Origin of the sequence: Acinetobacter terrestris (assembly GCF_004331155.1) — a bacterium.
Taxonomy (GTDB): Bacteria; Pseudomonadota; Gammaproteobacteria; order Pseudomonadales; family Moraxellaceae; genus Acinetobacter; species Acinetobacter terrestris.
Window position 1 is genome coordinate 1 of the sequence record NZ_SJNZ01000012.1, and the last position, 16,974, is coordinate 16,974.

Annotated in this window: 16 protein-coding genes and 1 pseudogene; 8 read left to right on the forward strand and 9 right to left on the reverse strand. The window is 40.4% G+C overall.

What is annotated here, in order from left to right:
* The 3 genes and pseudogenes from E0H81_RS16390 to E0H81_RS08130 form a co-directional block, all read left to right on the forward strand.
* Nucleotides 1-135: pseudogene (locus tag E0H81_RS16390) on the forward strand (IS4 family transposase); the annotation flags it as partial.
* Between the two features lie 153 nt (nt 136-288).
* Nucleotides 289-2,439: a YccS family putative transporter gene (gene yccS, locus E0H81_RS08125; RefSeq protein WP_131318055.1), complete on the forward strand. Its 2,151-nt coding sequence runs from the start codon at nt 289-291 to the stop codon at nt 2,437-2,439.
* A 121-nt stretch (nt 2,440-2,560) separates the two neighbouring features.
* Complete coding sequence (locus E0H81_RS08130; protein WP_131318056.1) at nt 2,561-2,866, forward strand: DUF3817 domain-containing protein; 306 nt, start codon at nt 2,561-2,563, stop codon at nt 2,864-2,866.
* A 374-nt stretch (nt 2,867-3,240) separates the two neighbouring features.
* Here E0H81_RS08130 and craA read toward each other — a convergent pair whose 3' ends face one another.
* The 6 genes from craA to E0H81_RS08150 all read right to left on the reverse strand — a co-directional run bounded on the left by craA (nt 3,241) and on the right by E0H81_RS08150 (nt 8,199).
* The gene (gene craA / locus E0H81_RS08135) at nt 3,241-4,470 is read right to left on the reverse strand and encodes a chloramphenicol efflux MFS transporter CraA (protein WP_131318057.1); all 1,230 of its coding nucleotides are present in this window, start codon (nt 4,468-4,470) and stop codon (nt 3,241-3,243) included.
* A 251-nt stretch (nt 4,471-4,721) separates the two neighbouring features.
* Entirely contained in the window at nt 4,722-5,021 is a 300-nt protein-coding gene (locus tag E0H81_RS16130) for a hypothetical protein (protein WP_244926514.1), read from the reverse strand.
* A gap of 107 nt (nt 5,022-5,128) precedes the next feature.
* A complete protein-coding gene (locus E0H81_RS16135) occupies nt 5,129-5,467 on the reverse strand; it encodes an AbiH family protein (protein ID WP_244926515.1) in 339 nt (112 codons plus the stop codon).
* An 11-nt stretch (nt 5,468-5,478) separates the two neighbouring features.
* The gene (locus E0H81_RS16140; protein ID WP_244926516.1) at nt 5,479-6,207 is read right to left on the reverse strand and encodes an AbiH family protein; all 729 of its coding nucleotides are present in this window, start codon (nt 6,205-6,207) and stop codon (nt 5,479-5,481) included.
* A gap of 94 nt (nt 6,208-6,301) precedes the next feature.
* Nucleotides 6,302-6,679 (reverse strand): hypothetical protein, encoded by a 378-nt coding sequence (locus E0H81_RS08145; protein ID WP_131318058.1) that lies wholly within the window; start codon nt 6,677-6,679, stop codon nt 6,302-6,304.
* Between the two features lie 110 nt (nt 6,680-6,789).
* Nucleotides 6,790-8,199, reverse strand: coding sequence for a D-2-hydroxyglutarate dehydrogenase (locus E0H81_RS08150; RefSeq protein WP_131318060.1), 1,410 nt, complete (start codon nt 8,197-8,199; stop codon nt 6,790-6,792).
* A gap of 355 nt (nt 8,200-8,554) precedes the next feature.
* On the opposite strand from E0H81_RS08150, the gene serA reads away from it, so the two are divergent.
* The 3 genes from serA (at nt 8,555) to E0H81_RS08165 (ending at nt 12,134) form a co-directional block, all read left to right on the forward strand.
* Nucleotides 8,555-9,787 carry a phosphoglycerate dehydrogenase gene (gene serA, locus E0H81_RS08155; RefSeq protein WP_131318062.1) on the forward strand — a complete coding sequence of 411 codons (1,233 nt, stop codon included), beginning with the start codon at nt 8,555-8,557 and terminating at the stop codon, nt 9,785-9,787.
* A gap of 412 nt (nt 9,788-10,199) precedes the next feature.
* Entirely contained in the window at nt 10,200-11,081 is an 882-nt protein-coding gene (locus tag E0H81_RS08160; protein WP_131318064.1) for an EamA family transporter, read from the forward strand.
* 177 nt (nt 11,082-11,258) lie between these two features.
* The gene (locus E0H81_RS08165) at nt 11,259-12,134 is read left to right on the forward strand and encodes an EamA family transporter (protein ID WP_131318066.1); all 876 of its coding nucleotides are present in this window, start codon (nt 11,259-11,261) and stop codon (nt 12,132-12,134) included.
* A gap of 70 nt (nt 12,135-12,204) precedes the next feature.
* Here E0H81_RS08165 and E0H81_RS08170 read toward each other — a convergent pair whose 3' ends face one another.
* The 3 genes from E0H81_RS08170 to truB form a co-directional block, all read right to left on the reverse strand.
* Nucleotides 12,205-12,669 carry a hemerythrin domain-containing protein gene (locus tag E0H81_RS08170; protein ID WP_165492608.1) on the reverse strand — a complete coding sequence of 155 codons (465 nt, stop codon included), beginning with the start codon at nt 12,667-12,669 and terminating at the stop codon, nt 12,205-12,207.
* Between the two features lie 135 nt (nt 12,670-12,804).
* Nucleotides 12,805-13,575, reverse strand: a complete 771-nt coding sequence (locus tag E0H81_RS08175) for a sulfite exporter TauE/SafE family protein (protein ID WP_131318070.1) — start codon at nt 13,573-13,575, stop codon at nt 12,805-12,807.
* Nucleotides 13,576-13,602: 27 nt separating this feature from the next.
* Nucleotides 13,603-14,508: a tRNA pseudouridine(55) synthase TruB gene (gene truB, locus E0H81_RS08180; RefSeq protein ID WP_131318072.1), complete on the reverse strand. Its 906-nt coding sequence runs from the start codon at nt 14,506-14,508 to the stop codon at nt 13,603-13,605.
* 154 nt (nt 14,509-14,662) lie between these two features.
* On the opposite strand from truB, the gene E0H81_RS08185 reads away from it, so the two are divergent.
* Together E0H81_RS08185 and E0H81_RS08190 are read left to right on the forward strand one after the other, a co-directional pair.
* Nucleotides 14,663-15,691: a lipase secretion chaperone gene (locus E0H81_RS08185; RefSeq protein WP_131318074.1), complete on the forward strand. Its 1,029-nt coding sequence runs from the start codon at nt 14,663-14,665 to the stop codon at nt 15,689-15,691.
* Nucleotides 15,692-15,876: 185 nt separating this feature from the next.
* Nucleotides 15,877-16,791, forward strand: a complete 915-nt coding sequence (locus E0H81_RS08190; RefSeq protein ID WP_378235341.1) for a lipase family alpha/beta hydrolase — start codon at nt 15,877-15,879, stop codon at nt 16,789-16,791.
* Nucleotides 16,792-16,974 lie beyond the last annotated feature (183 nt).

Consider the following 16,974-nt stretch of genomic DNA (forward strand, 5'->3'; position numbering starts at 1 on the left):
AAAAGGCTGGACAGTTCAGCGCTTACTCAGAATAATTCAAGTGAATTTATTTGAAATAAAAACCTTAAAAGCGTTATTTTCACCCGATAAAGTCCCCATCAAACAAGAGAAGCTTAAATGAGCTTCCTCTTGTAAAAATTGTGGGACAGCAGTGGCGCAAGGTCTGCTTTTTTTCTCCCTACATTGCGAAATGATTCGAACAAATCCTGCAATTAAAACGATCATAAATTGACAGCACAGCGAAAAAAGCTCACGCTATATTCACAATAATTTATCTTTAGAAAAATCGTGAATAGCCTGAAAGATTTGCTTCAACGCTTTAAATCCAATTCCATTCTGATCTATTGCTTCCAGATTTTTATTGTCCTGACGGGCACAACCTTAGGCTTACTGTTTTTAGGTTATGAAGCCTTAATTGTTCCGGTGACTTTAGGTGCCATTGCTACTGCCCTGACCGATTTTGATGATCGCCTAAGTATTCGCCTGCGCAATCTGGTCTATGTCTGCATTCTGTTTTTTGGCGTCAGCAGTATTCTTGAATTTCTCTATCCCTATAAACTGCTTTTTATTCTGTATTTATCGCTGTCGAGTGCCGCTTTTATTTTAATGGGCGCTTTGGGACAGCGTTATGCCACCATTTCTTTTGGCACCATTTTATTGTCCATTTACACCATGTTTGGACTGGGTGAATACAGCGAATGGTATCAGCAGCCGAGCTATTTTGTGCTGGGTGCGGTTTGGTATGGACTGACTTCGATCATCTTTTATTTACTTAAACCGACTCAGGCCGTCCAAGACAATTTGGCTGCCAACTTCAATGCCATTGCCGCATTACTGTTGGCCAAAGCCCGTCTGTTTGACCCGGATAATACCGACAATATTGAACCACTATTGTATGAACTTTCCTTAAAAAATAGCGAAGTGGTACAAAGCCTGAATACCACCAAAGCCTCTTTACTGACCCGTTTAAAAGCCTCTCGTGCCAATAAAAATACCATTTACTGGCTGAATCTTTATTTTCTGGCGCAAGACATTCATGAACAGGCGACATCCAATTATTTGCATTATGAAAATATTCATAAAAATTTTAGCCGTACAGATCTGATTTTCCGCATTCAAAAGAATGTAAAACTGCATGCTTTATCCTGTCAGAAACTGGCGCGAGATATTCTCAGCCATCAGAGCTATCAGTCGAATCCGGATACGGATATTGCCATTGCCAATCTGGAAAGTTCCATCCAATTATGGATTGAGGAAAATCCACAGAATCTGGAAGTAAAAAACTTGTTACTGATTTTGAGGAATTTGAGAAAAATCCAGGAACAGTTCATCAATTTAAGTCATGAGCAAAATAATTATCGTCAAAACTACCTTCAGCATCAGGAAAATATAAATCTGCTCGACGATGATATTCATGATGTGCCCGATTTATGGCTGAAACTGAAACAACATTTTACGCCCAATTCAGCGCTATTTCGTCACGCGGTGCGGATTGCCTTTGTTTTTACCGTGGGCTACGCCATCTCATTAATGCCATTCGCCAAAAATGGCTACTGGATTTTACTCACCAGTTTATTTGTCTGTCAGATCAGTTATTTCGCCACCAAAAGCCGGTTAAAACTGCGGACTTTAGGCACGATTTTAGGGGTGCTTTTGGGCATTCCAGTTTTATATTTTGTGCCGAGTATTGAAGGACAACTGGTGCTGACCATTATTTCCGGGGTGTATTTTTTCTATTTACGTTCCAAAAAATATGCCATGGCAACCTTGATGGTCACTTTAATGGTTCTGCTGATTTTTAATTTAAAAGGTGCAGGTTATGCCATTATTTTACCGCGCATTGTCGATACCATTTTAGGCTGCTTAATTGCGTGGTTTGCGGTCAGTTTTATCTGGCCAGACTGGAATTTCCGTAACATTTCCAGCACCATCAAAAAAAGTAATCAGGCCACTTTGGACTATTTCGATGCGGTGGTGAAGCAATACCAGTTCGGTAAAAACAACAGTCTGGATTATCGTCGTGCCCGTCGTACTGCACACAATGCACAGATTGAACTGTCGAGCATGATTTCCAGTTTAAGTACCGAACCCAATCCGAACCAGGCGCTGATTCATTCTGCCTTTCGCTATCTGGTCTATAGCCACAGTCAACTCAGTTATGTTTCGGCCTTGGGAAGTCATCGTGAACAGGTTCAGGATGCGCAAGTGCTGGATTTAATGCTGGGCTGTAAAGACACTTTATTTGCCGTGCTGTTACAGCAACAAGTGCTAGATATGGACAAAATTCAGGCCAAGCTTGAGGAAATTAAACAGATGAGTACGCAGGAAAATCTATCTGAAGATTTATTATTGGTACTGAAACAGATCAGCTTATTACTGGAAACACTGCCTGAATTATTGAAATTAAGAACCGAATTGTGGGCACAGGAAATTAAATAATCCGAGTTAAACAGTTGGTTATAAGTTATTGATATATTTTATAAATATATTTATTTTTAATTCCCTGCTGCTGCAATATTCAGTAAACTCATGCTTGATTCTGATTAATTTAAGCATGAGCATGAATATTCAAACTTTACGTATCATTGGTCTTTTGGAAGGAATTTCCTTTCTGCTGCTTTTGTTTATCGCGATGCCGATGAAATATATGCTGGATAATCCGGTCTTGGTGAAATATGTCGGCATGGGGCACGGCGTACTGTTCATGCTGTTTTTAATCGTGTTGTTTACGGTATGTGAAAAACAGAAATGGTCAATTTATATGTTTATTCTGGGCTTAATTGCATCCATTCTACCGTTCGGCACTTTTGTTTTCGATCGCAAATTAAAGACTTTTCAGCAGCCAATTGCTGAGTCCAAGATATAGTTTCTAATTAAAGAGTTATTAACTTTTTCAGCAAATAATAATGTTCCCTTTCCTTCTAGGAGAGGTTGTTTATTCAATTTGTAATTTTATTTTTTGATAAAGCGATCTGATCTTGAATAGAATGCTTGGAAAGTGAGTTAAACAAATTCCCTCACCCCAGCCCTCTCCCTGAGGTAGAGGAAGTATTTTTTATTAAAAAAATATAAAGACATTAATTTCAAACCCATATGTTCCCTCTCCTTTTAGGAGATGAGCAGCGCTGCTGCGCAAGGGAGAGGTCATTTTACAATCTAAATAAACCTTCATCCCTTGCAGGATATATTCCTCATCTCCCACAGGGAGAAGGTGCTTTTCTCTTTTTAAATGGTAAAGAGCTAAAACCGTCCCTGCTCTACCCGTTCTTTTAAAATCTGTTTAAGCATGCTTCGGGGAAAACTAAACCACAGCGCGATTAAAACAAAACACGCTACGCTATATGCCCACAAATGGTATTGTTCATACATTATCCGGACCAGTTCAATAATAATAAAGAAGCTGAACATCAGCAGCATCGACACGGCTGCTGCAACTGTACCTTTAGATACTTCTGATGACATCAGTGCAAAACGGTACAGCACCGAGAAACTGATTCCCTCACCAAAGCTGATTAAAGTCATGCCTGCAATTAAGCACCAGATCAGATAATCCGTCCAAATCACACCGGCAATTAAAACCACTGTTCCCAGCAACATAACCGGCAAACCAATCAGCACCGATTTACCCAAAGCCAGTTTGTCGATAATTTTGATCAGCACGATATTGCCGAGGATTAATCCGCCCAAGACCGGAAACTGTGCCAAGCCATATTGCATGCTGCTAAAACCCAACTCTTCTACCAATATCACAGGTGAAAGCGCAATCCACAGCATCAGCGGCATACTGACCATAGGTAGTGCCAAAGTCATGCCTAAAAAGCGTTTGTTTTTATAGACCTGTTTAAAGTCATCCAGCACATAACTCAGTGGCTGTTTCGGAATGCTTAATTTGGTGTCCGGCATTTTGGCGTTTAAACCAAACCAGCTTAAAAAAGCCAAAAATGCGATACCAATAAAGCCCCAATGCCATGACACATGATCAATCAGGAATGCACCGACCACAGGACCGAGTAATGGTGCAAGCAAAGAAATATTTGCCATCAGCGCCATGACTTTAATCGCGTCGCGTTCTTCAAAGGTTTCCTGAATCGCGGCATAACCAACAGCGGTGATTACGGTTAGGCCGATCCCCTGTAAAAAGCGCAGCACTAAAAAGCTTTCAATATTTTGGGTGAATAAAATCAGCAAGCAGCACAATACAAAGAACAGCACACCCGAGAGCAATACTTTTCTGCGCCCCAAACGGTCGGACAATGGTCCAAGTAACCACGCCACACATGCCCCGCCCAACAGGTAAAAGGACATGGAGGATGGTGCCCATGAACTGCTTACGCCAAAGTCTTTGGTAATGGCGAGCATGGCAGGTTGAACCAAGTCGTTGCCGATATATACGGAAAATTCAAACAGGACCAATGCCAATGGGAACATCAGCGTGGCACGGTTTAAAGTGGCGGTTTGAACTTTTTGCATTGTTTTTCTACATAGGGTTATAGGCTTGCGGAACGAAATACTATTTTTAGGGAGATCAGCATTCGCCCAATGACAAGCATTGAGTATTTAAATTAAATTTTGAAAAATATATAAAGCAATAAAAGGCTAAGACAGTGATTTTTAAATCATGTTTCATTCATAAAACAATTAGATTTCAAAGATGGATACTCAAACAAAAACACCTACTGGTTTGAGTAGGTGTAGTTTAACAGAGAGTTTTTTTCTTGTCTTTAAGCTGTTTTTTCCGAAATCATTTTATCAAATTTAATTTCTGGATTTGGCCTAAATTGAAGCCATTTATTTTTCATCCATTGTTCAACTTTATCTTTTCCTAAAATTGCTAATAAATTATTGAGTAAAGTAAATTTTGCATTTTTATCAAAATAGTAAATTATTACTTGAACATTACGGTCCATATCATCATTTAAGCTAAATAAATCTATGATGTAATCCTTATCAGAAGTATCTAAAGAATGCCCCCAAATATAAAAATTGAGATTTAAATTTTGGTTTTTTTCTAAGTTATCCAATTGTTTATCGTAAAACTATAAAATATTAGACTCTAAAGCACTATTTACCTTTTTCCCTAAAATTTCAATCTGTTTGTGATCTTGCTGAATTTTCTTTTTGAATTCATCTAAAAATAAGTAATCAGTATTCTTAAAAAGTTTTTGATGATACTTGGTAATCCATAAGCTTTTAATTTTTTCAATGATTCATCTACTACATCTGAAACACCTAAAACAATATTTTGTTTTTCTCCTAATGATCCATGTAAAAATTCTATAGGTACTAACTTATAGAATTTAAGAAAGCTATTTGTATAATTGAAAGAATAAATTTTATCTGGAGTTATCCAGTCATTATTTTGAATTTTAATTCCATATTTTGGAATTAACTCGTCTATGACAACCTCTAAATAAGTATTAAAGATTTCAACAAAATCATCTAAATGTTCCTGTAAGTCATCTAGCAATAAATTGTCATTTATTTTTTTATACTCTGAATAGTCGGAATAATTTTGGTATTTATATAAAATCTTAAGTCACCCTGAACATCATCACCTGTTTCCACTGGATAAGTAAAGTGACGATCATATTCATCATTCTCTTCTACATCTTGATAATATCCGGAAGTTAAAAATTTAAATTGTTCAAGTATCTTACAATATTCTTTTTTTAAAAAAATTTGATATCTTGAACATTCGCCTACATGGCAGATATGATCAGAAAAAGAACCTACTTCTTCTGCTTTTTTATTAATTTGAAAAATAAATATAGCTACTGCTTTTAATGCATCATTTATTTTAGTTTCAAAATCAATCCAAGTTTTTATTTCTCTAACATGATGTGAAAAATACTGATACCAAATATTTTTTTGAAGTTTAAATTGCAATTTTGCTATTTGCTCAAATGATAGTTGCACAGTGCTTGTATCATAAATTTCTTTTGTTTTAATTATAAAAGGCTTTTCTCTACATTCACTAAACAAATTATCAAAATTCATTTTATAACTATTTGGATTAATTAATTTCTTTATTTCTAAAATTTTATTCAATAAACTAATTGGGCTTTGTACAGGATTGATCAAGACATTTTTTACTTCTTTTCCTAAATCTTTATTCTCAATCGCAGCCATCACATCCATAAAATGGTCATATTTGGTCGGCAAGTAATGCGACAAATCAAAACCGTTTCCGACAATCAAAATATTCATTATTTTTCTATCCCCAAATACAAAAAAGCGCATCAATCGATACGCTTTTTATGAGGCATCACAGCCTAATTTTCAACTATAAATCAAATATTTATTAAGAGCATTTTGCTTTTTGAAAAGACTTGGTATTTTTGCTGCGCATACATTGATACTCAGCTTGCGTACCTGTTTTCTTCCAGTCACCATCTACATTTTTAAAACTGTACGTGGTACGAATCGAACGAACGGAATCATCCCTTAAACCTGTTTCGGTTACTTTTACCTGTGCAGCTGTTGGTGACTCAGCACTGTTAAAGTATTGACGAATCTCAACCGTTGCCGAGTCCTTACGCAAATCAGGTCTTTCTTTCAAGACTTGCTGCAATGGCGTACCGGATGAACCAAGATTCACTTTAGAGGCTAATTTTTGGGTCGTTGCACAGCCCGACATTAACCCTAAACAAATGACTGAGGCAGAGAGTAGACGTAACATTGGGAAATCTCCCCCATAAAAAAAAGGCACTGCATCCATGATGCCATGCCTTTTTTTCTGACTCGATAACAGTTATGTAGTCATCGGTAAAACAACTTATAGATCAAATATTAAAGATCGAATAATTTACCTGGGTTCATAATACCGTTTGGATCGAATACCTGTTTCAAAGCTTTCATGTAGCCAATTTCTTCTTCAGAACGTGTGTAATTTAGGTAAGGCTTTTTAGTCATACCCACACCGTGTTCGGCAGAGATCGAACCATCATATTTTTTCACGGTTTCGAACACGTATTTATTCACCACCTGACATTTGGCAAAGAATTCATCTTTACTGAGGTCAGCAGGTTTCAAGATATTTAAGTGCAAGTTACCGTCACCAATATGACCGAACCAGCAAATTTCAAAGTCAGGGTAATTCGCTTCCACAATTGCATCAATTTCTTTAATAAATGCAGGAACGTGAGTAATCAGCACTGAAATGTCATTTTTGTATGGTGTGAACGGCGCGATCGATTCAGAGATATCTTCACGCAAACGCCATAAGCTATGCACTTGGTCCAGGTTTTGGCTCATTACGCCATCAAGCACCCAGCCTTGTTCCATGCAATGCTCGAAAATTTCCATCGCAGCATCCATAATCGGTTCAAATGGCGCTTCAAATTCAAGCAGCACATAGAAAGGACAAGCCGTTTCAAATGGGCGTTGCACGTGACCATGATCCAGTACTTTCTGCATGGCCAATTCACCAAAGAACTCGAATGCAGTTAAATCAATTTTCTTCTGGAAAGCGTGAAGTACCGGCATGATTGCATCAAAGTCAGGTACACCCAGTACCATCACTTGTAAATCATGTGGTTGGCGCTCAAGCTTGATTTCAGCTTCAGTCACCAAACCTAAAGTCCCTTCACCGCCAATGAACAAATGCTGTAACGCATAACCGGTCGCGTTTTTAATCATACCTTTGTTCAGGCGCAGGATATCGCCTTTACCGGTCACAACCGTTAAACCCAGTACCCAGTTACGGGTCATGCCGTATTTAATAACTTTAATACCGCCTGCGTTGGTACCAATGTTGCCGCCAATTTGTGAAGAACCTGAAGATGCAAAATCGACTGGGTAATACATGCCCTGATCGGAAGCATAATTCTGCAATTGTTCAGTCACTACACCTGCCTGTACACGGACCATACGGTCTGCAGGGAAGAACTCAAGAATCTGGTTCATCTTGTCCATGCTAACGACAATTTCACCATTCGATGCAACAGCACCAGCAGATAAACCGGTACGGCCGCCAGATGGCGTGATGGCAATATTGTGTTCATTCGCAAATTTAACAATCGCCTGCACCTGTTCTGTGCTAGATGGAAAAACGATGACTGATGGATTTGGATCAAAATGCTTGGTGTAGTCTCTGCCCCAGGCATCGAGACTAGCAGCATCTGTTTTAATGCGGTTTTCACCGACAATGGCTGTCAATTGGTTTAATAACTCAGGTGTTAAAGCGACTGGAGCATTCATCGTTTGCAGACCTAGCAAGAAATATACAAGTGGTGGATGGTCTATAGATCATTCATTTGTAAAAAGAATAACAATGCAATGGTGTCTTAGACTGGCGTGACCATAAAAGCAACAGCATGGCTGTGGCGGTTTTCACTGCGCAGCATTATAAGGCATTTTCCACTGAAACCCTGCGGAAATAAGCATTTTGACAATCTCGCCTTAAAAATTACAGCTTTAGTTAGACCAAAATCTGTAGGGAACGGCGTATGTATTGCAAAAATACCTATGCTCTCCGTCATAAAGGAAATGTATATAGACCCTTCTCGTATGTTATCATATCGCGACTAAATTTGGCCTTTGTAGCGGAGCCGTAATGAGCCAACATCTTTCTCTACCTAAAGATAAAATTCGTTTCTTGTTGTTAGAAGGCGTTCATCAAAACGCAATCGACACATTAAATGCTGCTGGATACACCAACATCGATTACCGTAAAACTGCGCTTGAGGGTGAAGCGTTGAAAGAAGCGGTTAAAGATGCTCACTTCATCGGTATTCGTTCACGTACTCAACTGACTGAAGAAGTATTTGAAGCAGCCAACAAGCTGATCGCTGTTGGCTGTTTTTGTATCGGTACGAACCAAGTTAATCTGAATGCTGCGATGATTCGCGGTATTCCAGTATTTAACGCACCGTATTCAAATACCCGTTCAGTTGCTGAACTTGTACTTGCTGAAGCAATTCTTTTACTTCGTGGCGTTCCTGCGAAATCTGCTTCTACTCACCGTGGTGGCTGGAACAAATCTGCAGCGGGTTCGTTTGAGACACGTGGTAAAACTTTAGGTATCGTGGGTTACGGCTCAATCGGTTCTCAACTTTCAGTACTTGCTGAAAGCTTGGGTATGCACGTGATTTATTACGATGCAGTGACCAAACTTCCTATGGGTAATGCACGCCAAGTCGGTTCTCTTGCCGAGTTGCTTGCAAACGCTGACGTTGTCTCTCTACACGTTCCAGACGTTCCATCAACACGTAACTTCTTTGGCAAAGACCAATTTGCGCAAATGAAAGAAGGTTCGATCTTCATCAATGCTGCGCGTGGTACATGTGTGCTGATTGAAGACCTTGCTGATGCGATTAAAACAGGTCACATTGCCGGTGCTGCAATTGACGTATTCCCTAAAGAGCCTAAAGCCAACGGTGAAGAATTTGTTTCTCCACTTCGTGGTCTGGACAACGTGATTTTGACTCCTCACGTGGGTGGTTCGACCATGGAAGCACAAGCAAACATCGGTTTAGAAGTTGCAGAGAAATTTGTTGCTTACTCAGATAAAGGTATGACTTTATCTGCTGTGAACTTCCCGGAAATCGCGTTGCCGTTGACTGAAGGTAAACACCGTTTACTTCACATTCACAAAAACATTCCTGGCGTTCTTTCTAAAATCAACAACCTGTTTGCTGAACACGGCATCAACATCTCTGGTCAATCATTGATGACTAAAGGTGACGTTGGTTACTTGGTGATGGACGTTGACGCAACTGCTTCTAAAGAAGCGTTAGATACCCTTCAGGAAGTTGAAGGTACCATCCGAGTTCGCGTATTGTTCTAATTTAAGATTTTAAAAAAACCACAGCATTCGTGCTGTGGTTTTTTTATTTTTTAAGCCCAAAATTTAATATCCTGAACGGAATTGAATTTCGTGACAAAGCCATTCGCAACTGTTCGAGGCAGATCAACATTTCAGTAAATTATGTTTCTGCAAACAATTTATTTAAATATCTCAATCTGTCGAGTTCTGCGATGAGAACATTTGAAACATGTTTAAAATGTTCGTAAGGTGGCTTTAGTCTTACGAAGCAATGCTTCTCAGGACAAAACCAAAGTAACAATAAGCTAAAGCTGAAATAAGTATCTCAATGCTAAGACACCGTCGTTCCTCTATTATTTCACTCATATTCGGAAATATTTATTAAGCCTTTGCTGATCTCCCGCTATTCGAGAAATCGAAACAAATTTAGTCGATGTTGAATTTTAAAAATACGCCACATGTTCAGGCACTGCTGTTATTGCTGATTGCAATGATCAGCGTGCAGAGCAGTGGCTCGCTTGCCAAAATCCTGTTCGGTCAGTTTCCTATTCTGACCGTTGCAGCCATGCGTCTGTTACTTGGCGCTGCAATCTTGGCACTTATTTTTAAAATCTGGCAGATCAATTTCAGACAGGTGAAGTGGAAAGCCATTATCAGCTACGGTATCGCGCTTGCTGGTATGAATGCTATGTTTTACCTGTCGATTAATCGCCTTCCCCTCGGCATTGCCGTTTCTTTTGAATTCATAGGTCCACTCAGCCTCGCGCTGTATTACGCACGACAAAAATTCGATTTTGTCTGGGTTGGACTGGCCATACTTGGCCTGATTTTATTGTTTCCGTTTGATCAGGTTTCACAAAACCTGGATTTAATCGGAATTGCTTTTGCCTTGGCTGCAGGCGCTTGCTGGGCGCTGTATATCGTTGCCGGACAAAAACCTTCGGGTATTTCAGGCAATCATACCGTGTGTCTGGGCATGTTTATCGGCATGCTGTGTTTGATACCCATTGCGCTATTTTCAGGCATGTCAACCCATGTTTTTGAACCTTCAAATCTGGTTTATTTTATTACTTTAGCGGTACTTGCCAGTGCCCTGCCTTTTACTCTGGAAATGATTGCGCTGCGTAATTTAACTGCGCTGAGTTTCGGTACATTGATGAGCGTAGAACCCGCGATTGCAGCATTATCAGGGTTTATATTTTTAGGCGAGCAGTTGTTATGGAACCAATGGTTAGCGCTTGCGACCATTATTGCCGCATCCATTGGCTGCACCTATACCACGCAACAAGCCAAGAACAAGGCTAAAGATAAATAGAAAATACGTCATTTAAATTCAAATTAATCGAGCCAAATCTACGCGCTGATTTTTAAATTCAAAGTTTTAAATTTAAAGCGTGTAAGACCTTTCAGGCCCTCAAAAATTAAACAGAATTGCTATACTGGCGCCATCTTTTCCAGTGGATTCACCTGACTTGGTGATCCTGCGTGTCGCATGCCTAATTCACAACTTACTGCTGTCCTGTTCATGGTTTTATCCATGGTGGCATATCAGATCAGTGCCTCTTTTGCCAAGCAACTGTTTGAAGTCCTTGATCCACTTACCGTGGTGACTTTACGCCTCTGCTTTGCCTCCATTTTAATTGTGCTGATGTTCCGTTCCTGGAAAATCATCAACCGCCTCCCCTATTTAAAATGGAAAGACTTGCTGTTTTATAGTGGTTCTGTCTGCTTAATGAATGTGTTGTTTTATGCATCCTTAGGCAAGTTACCGCAAGGGATTGCAGTCGGTTTAGAATTCTTGGGCCCGCTGACACTGGCGCTACTTTCGATTAAACAAAGAACGGATTATCTTTGGGTCTGTCTGGCAATTTTAGGCGTTGCGCTGATGGTGCCATGGCAAGATACATCCGCTGACAACTTCTCATATTTAGGGGCGGCTTTTGCTTTGGGTGCGGGGATCTGCTGGGCGATTTATATTTATTTCGGACAACGTGTGGTACGGCAAAATATTGGCATGCATGCGCTGAGTATTGCCATTGTGCTGTCTGCCATGGTGATGTTGCCGATCAGCGCAGTGCATAATCCTACAGCACTGATTCAAACCCAATATTGGGGACAAGCCTTGGTCATTGCCCTGCTTGCCACCGCTATTCCTTATGCTTTAGACCTGATGGCACTGAAGCGGCTAAGTAAACTCAGTTACGGCACACTGTCCAGTTTATCCCCGGCTCTCGGTGCTTTGGCAGGCTGGTTCTTGCTTAAAGAACAGATCACCGTTCTGCAAACTATTGCCTTAGTTTGCATCATGATTGCTTCGGTGGGTGTGACCTTTAGAGCCAGTAAAAATAAACAGCTTCAAGCTGAATAATCAGGAGTTCAGCATAAAAAAAGATGGCAAAATGCCATCTTTTTTTATCATGCAATTTTGAATTTAAATTTTAGCTTTGTACCAGCATATCTTTTTTCATGTCTTTATAACGCTGATATTCATTCTTGTACTGCACGGCTAAAGCTGTTTTCTGTTCTTCTCCCAGAATTTTTCCGGCCTGCTGAAAAAAGCTGTGCTCTTCTTCTTTCAGATGATGATGCACCTTATCAGAAAGCTTTTTGGCTATCGCGATCCAGCCGGGATTACTAAAATCAGTTTCACTCAGCTCTTCAATCATCTCATCCATTTCATGATGTTCTGCCAAGGCATGACGGGTAATGCTCAGTCCAGAATCTGTCATCATCAGCGGAATATAAAAATAACGGTCTTCAGCCGTTTCATGGGCAAATAATTCATTCTTGAGTTGTTTAAACAACTCATGGCGTTCTGGGCTATCTCCAGAAGTTTGCAGTAATTTTTCTGACAGATCCCGCTGGATTTCATGACTTTCACGTAATGCTTCAAATATATTCATTATTTTAATGACCTCTGGCTATAGGCTATATGATCGCGACAAAACTTACATAAAAGGGCGAATCCACCCTTTGTAGATCTCTTATTCTTATGCCAGACGATTCGAAAAAACTGTTAATTTTTGTGAATGTTTTTATTAACTTACAAATAACATTTGATAACTTAAGCGTAAAATCAGCATGGAAACCAGAATCAAAAACAGAATCCGGATAAAACCGCTACCGTATTTCAGGGCCATTTTCACTCCGACCAATGAGCCTGCGACATTGGCAACAGCCATCATCAAACCCAGGCCAAACAGCACATGACCCGTCGGGGCAAAAAAGCTCAGTGCAGCCAAGTTGGTGGTTAAATTGGCCACCTTAGACAAAGCGGAAGCATGCAAAAAATCAGCTTTTAAATAACGAATAAAAAAGAAAATGAAAAAACTGCCGGTTCCCGGACCAAAAACTCCATCATAAAAACCAATCGCGAGACTACCAACAGCAGCCAGAAACAAAATTTTAGGCGTTAACTCCTGCTGCACATGCACTTGCCCAAACTGCTTTTTCATAAAGGTATAGATCGCAATCACAATCAGCATGACCAGTACAAAGGGACGCAGCACTTCTTTGGGAATCATGGTGACACAGGCCGCACCAGCAAATGAGCTGACAAAAGCACAGCTGGCAATAATCGCCAGCAGCTTCCAGCGCAATTTGACTTTCCGCACGAATGAATAAGCTGCCGATGCCGTACCACAGATAGATGACAGTTTATTGGTGCCAAAAACAGTAGCCGGTGACAGTTGCGGCATGGCATTCATAATCGCTGGAATCTGGATCAGACCACCACCGCCTACTGCTGCATCGATTGCACCTGCACAGAATGCAAAAAACAGTAGGCTGATGATAATGTCGATTTCCATATAGCTTTATCTACTCTGAAATAATGATTAGAGATTTAACACGCGTTTTGGCACCAGGCGTTTTTTATCGGTAATTTCGGCCAAACCTAAACATTTCTCACCATCAAACACCAATACTTCTGCGACTGCTTCATGTTCAATATTGCTTTCCATGCCATGCCCGAAATATTCTGCACGTCCTTCAGGAATCTGAACTCTCGGGAAATGCTCGACCGGTGCAAATACTGGAAGTAACAAGGCTTCCCGTTCCCATTCAGTCAGGCTTTCCAGATACTCAATGGTATAGCTTGGAATCAGGTCAAACTGACCGGTTTTAATCCGGTGTAGATAAGTCAGATGTCCAAAAGTACCTAAGGCTTTGGCAATGTCTTCACCCAACACCCGAATATAAGTACCTTTAGAACAGGTAATATCTAAAGTCAGGCTATTTTCGGTAAAGGACAGTAATTCAATCGCTTCAATGGTAAGTGGGCGGGCTTCACGTTCAATTTCAATGCCTTGACGCGCCAATTCATACAGCGGACGCCCTTCCTTTTTCAAGGCAGAATACATGGGCGGAACTTGCTGAATATCACCCGTAAAGCTTGCCAAAACCTGCTGGATTTTTTCTTCAGTCAGCGCAGGAACAGCCTGTTCCAACAATACTTCACCTTCGACATCACCCGTGGTTGTGTTATGACCTAAATGAATGGTGGTTTGGTAACGCTTGGTTGAATCGAGTAAATAGTGGGAAAATTTAGTCGCTTCACCCAAACAAATGGGCAACAACCCGGATGCCAAAGGATCTAAAGCACCGGTATGCCCGCCTTTTTGTGCCCGATATAAGCCACGTACTCGCTGTAATGCAGCATTAGAACTAATACCCAAAGGCTTGTTCAATAAAAACACACCGCTAATATGCCGGCGTTGAATCTTAGGTGAGGTCTTTTTCATAGCGCAAGATCAAGCAAGTTGAAACGGCTGACATGTTAACAACCGCTTGTCCGTTTTTACAACTTTTCTACGTTACATTTACCTCTTTAATGGCAAATTCAAGTTCTATTTTTAGACTTAATAAAATAAAACAAGCAAGAAGGTTGCATAGGAAATGCAGAAATATAAGTTATGGATTATTTTGGCGCTTATTGTTGTGGGGATTGGTGCACTGTTATTTTGGCTGGCCCCCTCACAATCGATTGCAGAAAAAATACCTACCGCACAAACTGCTTATCCTCAAGGAAATACCTTAGCCGAAAACACGCCAGCAAACTTAGTTCAAGGCGGGGCTTTTATGAGTAAAAGCCAACAGGACACTGAAGTGAACTGTCAGTTGCGTATGGATGGGGCTAACCGTTTAATTGTGAATGAGCAAACACGCAACTGTTTTGAATATTTCATTACCCAGTATGGGGAAAAAGATATCCAGCAGATTAAAAATGATTTTAAAGCTTATATCCAGCAAGCCTATAAAGCACCTGCCCTCGCACAAATTCTGGATTTGTGGAATCGCTATATCGATTACCGTGAAAAACTGGGTGATTTACAGGCACCGAATATTGATAAAGAAGATCCGAAATATTATCAAAGCATCTTTGCCAATATGAAAAATTTGCGCAAACAACTCTTCTCGGACTACGAAATTGAAGGCTTATTCGGTACTGAAGATATTTACCATGAATATACCTTAAGCCGCATGACAGTCATGGATGACAAAAGCTTAACTGAAGCGCAAAAAGCACAAAAATTAAAAGACCTGTTTAATCAATTACCCAAGGACTGGAAAGAAAATTTAGAGCAGCTCAACAAACTCGAAGACTTGCGCAAACTGACCGCAGACATTAAAGCACGCGGTGGTTCAGCGGAAGAAATTCATCAAATGCGGGTGAATCTGGTCGGTCCTGAGGCCACGCAGCGTTTAGAAAGCCTAGATAGAGAGCGCAGTGACTGGAAAAACAAGGTCGATGGTTATTTAAAAGAACGCGACAACATCATAAAAAGTGGTCTGAGTGATGAGGCCAAGCAAAAAGCCGTTCAACAATTACGGATGCAGCATTTTAATAAACCAGAAGAACAACTCCGGGTAGGAACTTTTGAATCCGTTCATGATCAGGGAGGAAAATTACCATATGGCGAGTAATCGCAATGTAGCTCTATCAGGTGACTAGGTTGATCATCTGAGTTATACAGCCGCTATGAGTCAAAAGCTAAAAAATGCCTGATAGCGGTTTAAAAAATAAAAAAAGTGAGATAAATACAATGAAATGGAACTCTAAGGCACTCGTGTGCGCAATATTATCAAGCGCGGCAATTATATTGCCTCAAATGGCTTCAGCAGGCCAGGCTTCACAAATTACAGATAAAGTGACATCCAGTTATGCCAAAACCAAATATCCGCTAGTATTTGCACATGGTATGGGCGGATGGATTCGTGCAGGATTTGATGAACTTGGCGTCGATTATTGGTATCAAATATTGCCCGATTTGGCACGTAACGGTGCAAATGTTTGGGCAACGCGTGTGACCCCTTTTAATAGCTCTGAAGTTCGTGGTGAGCAGCTCATGCAGCAAGTGGATGAAATTTTAGCGCTTACGGGTGCGAAAAAAGTCAACTTGCTGGGTCATAGTCACGGCGGTCACAGTATTGCCTATGTTTCTAACATTGCACCCACAAAGGTAGCTTCATCGACTGCTATTTCTAGCCCACTGAAAGGCTCTAAGGTTGCGGATTATATTATTGCAGCTGAAGGCACGACTCTGGAAGGTCCTTTGGTCAGTGTTGTGAACTTTGCTTCTAAAATGCTGGTGTGGGCACAGGGGCTTGATCCAAATTCCTTCCCGCACGACTCATTGGGCGCGGGTAAGAGTTTAAGCGTGACCGGTTCAACCGACTTCCAAAAACGCTATCCACTGGGTATGCCAAAAACAGCCTGTGGTGAAGGTCCTGCAACTGAAAAATACATTCATTTTTATTCCTTCTCCGGTACAGGCACAGTCACCAATCCGCTTGATCCGGACATGTTGTTAGGTGTTACCGCAAAGCTGACTGACCCTAAAGGTGATAATGATGGACTTGTCGGTCGTTGTAGCGCGAAATACGGTAAAACCATTCGCGACAACTATAACTGGAATCATCTGGATGCAATTAACCAATTCTTTGGCTTAACTGCATTCTTGGCACCTGATCCAGTTTCAGTTTACCGTCAACATGCAAACCGTTTAAAGCTGCAAGGTTTATAAACCTGAAATTCCCAGCCAGTGATGCCCATAAAGACATTTTTATGGGCATTTTCATCTCTACACCTTGTTACAACTCTTTATTACTTTGGTCAGCTAAATTTATAAATCAGACCATGAATATTTAATAATGAATTTTGACAATTTAAGTTGTCAAATAAAACAGCATTTTTAAAACAATAATAT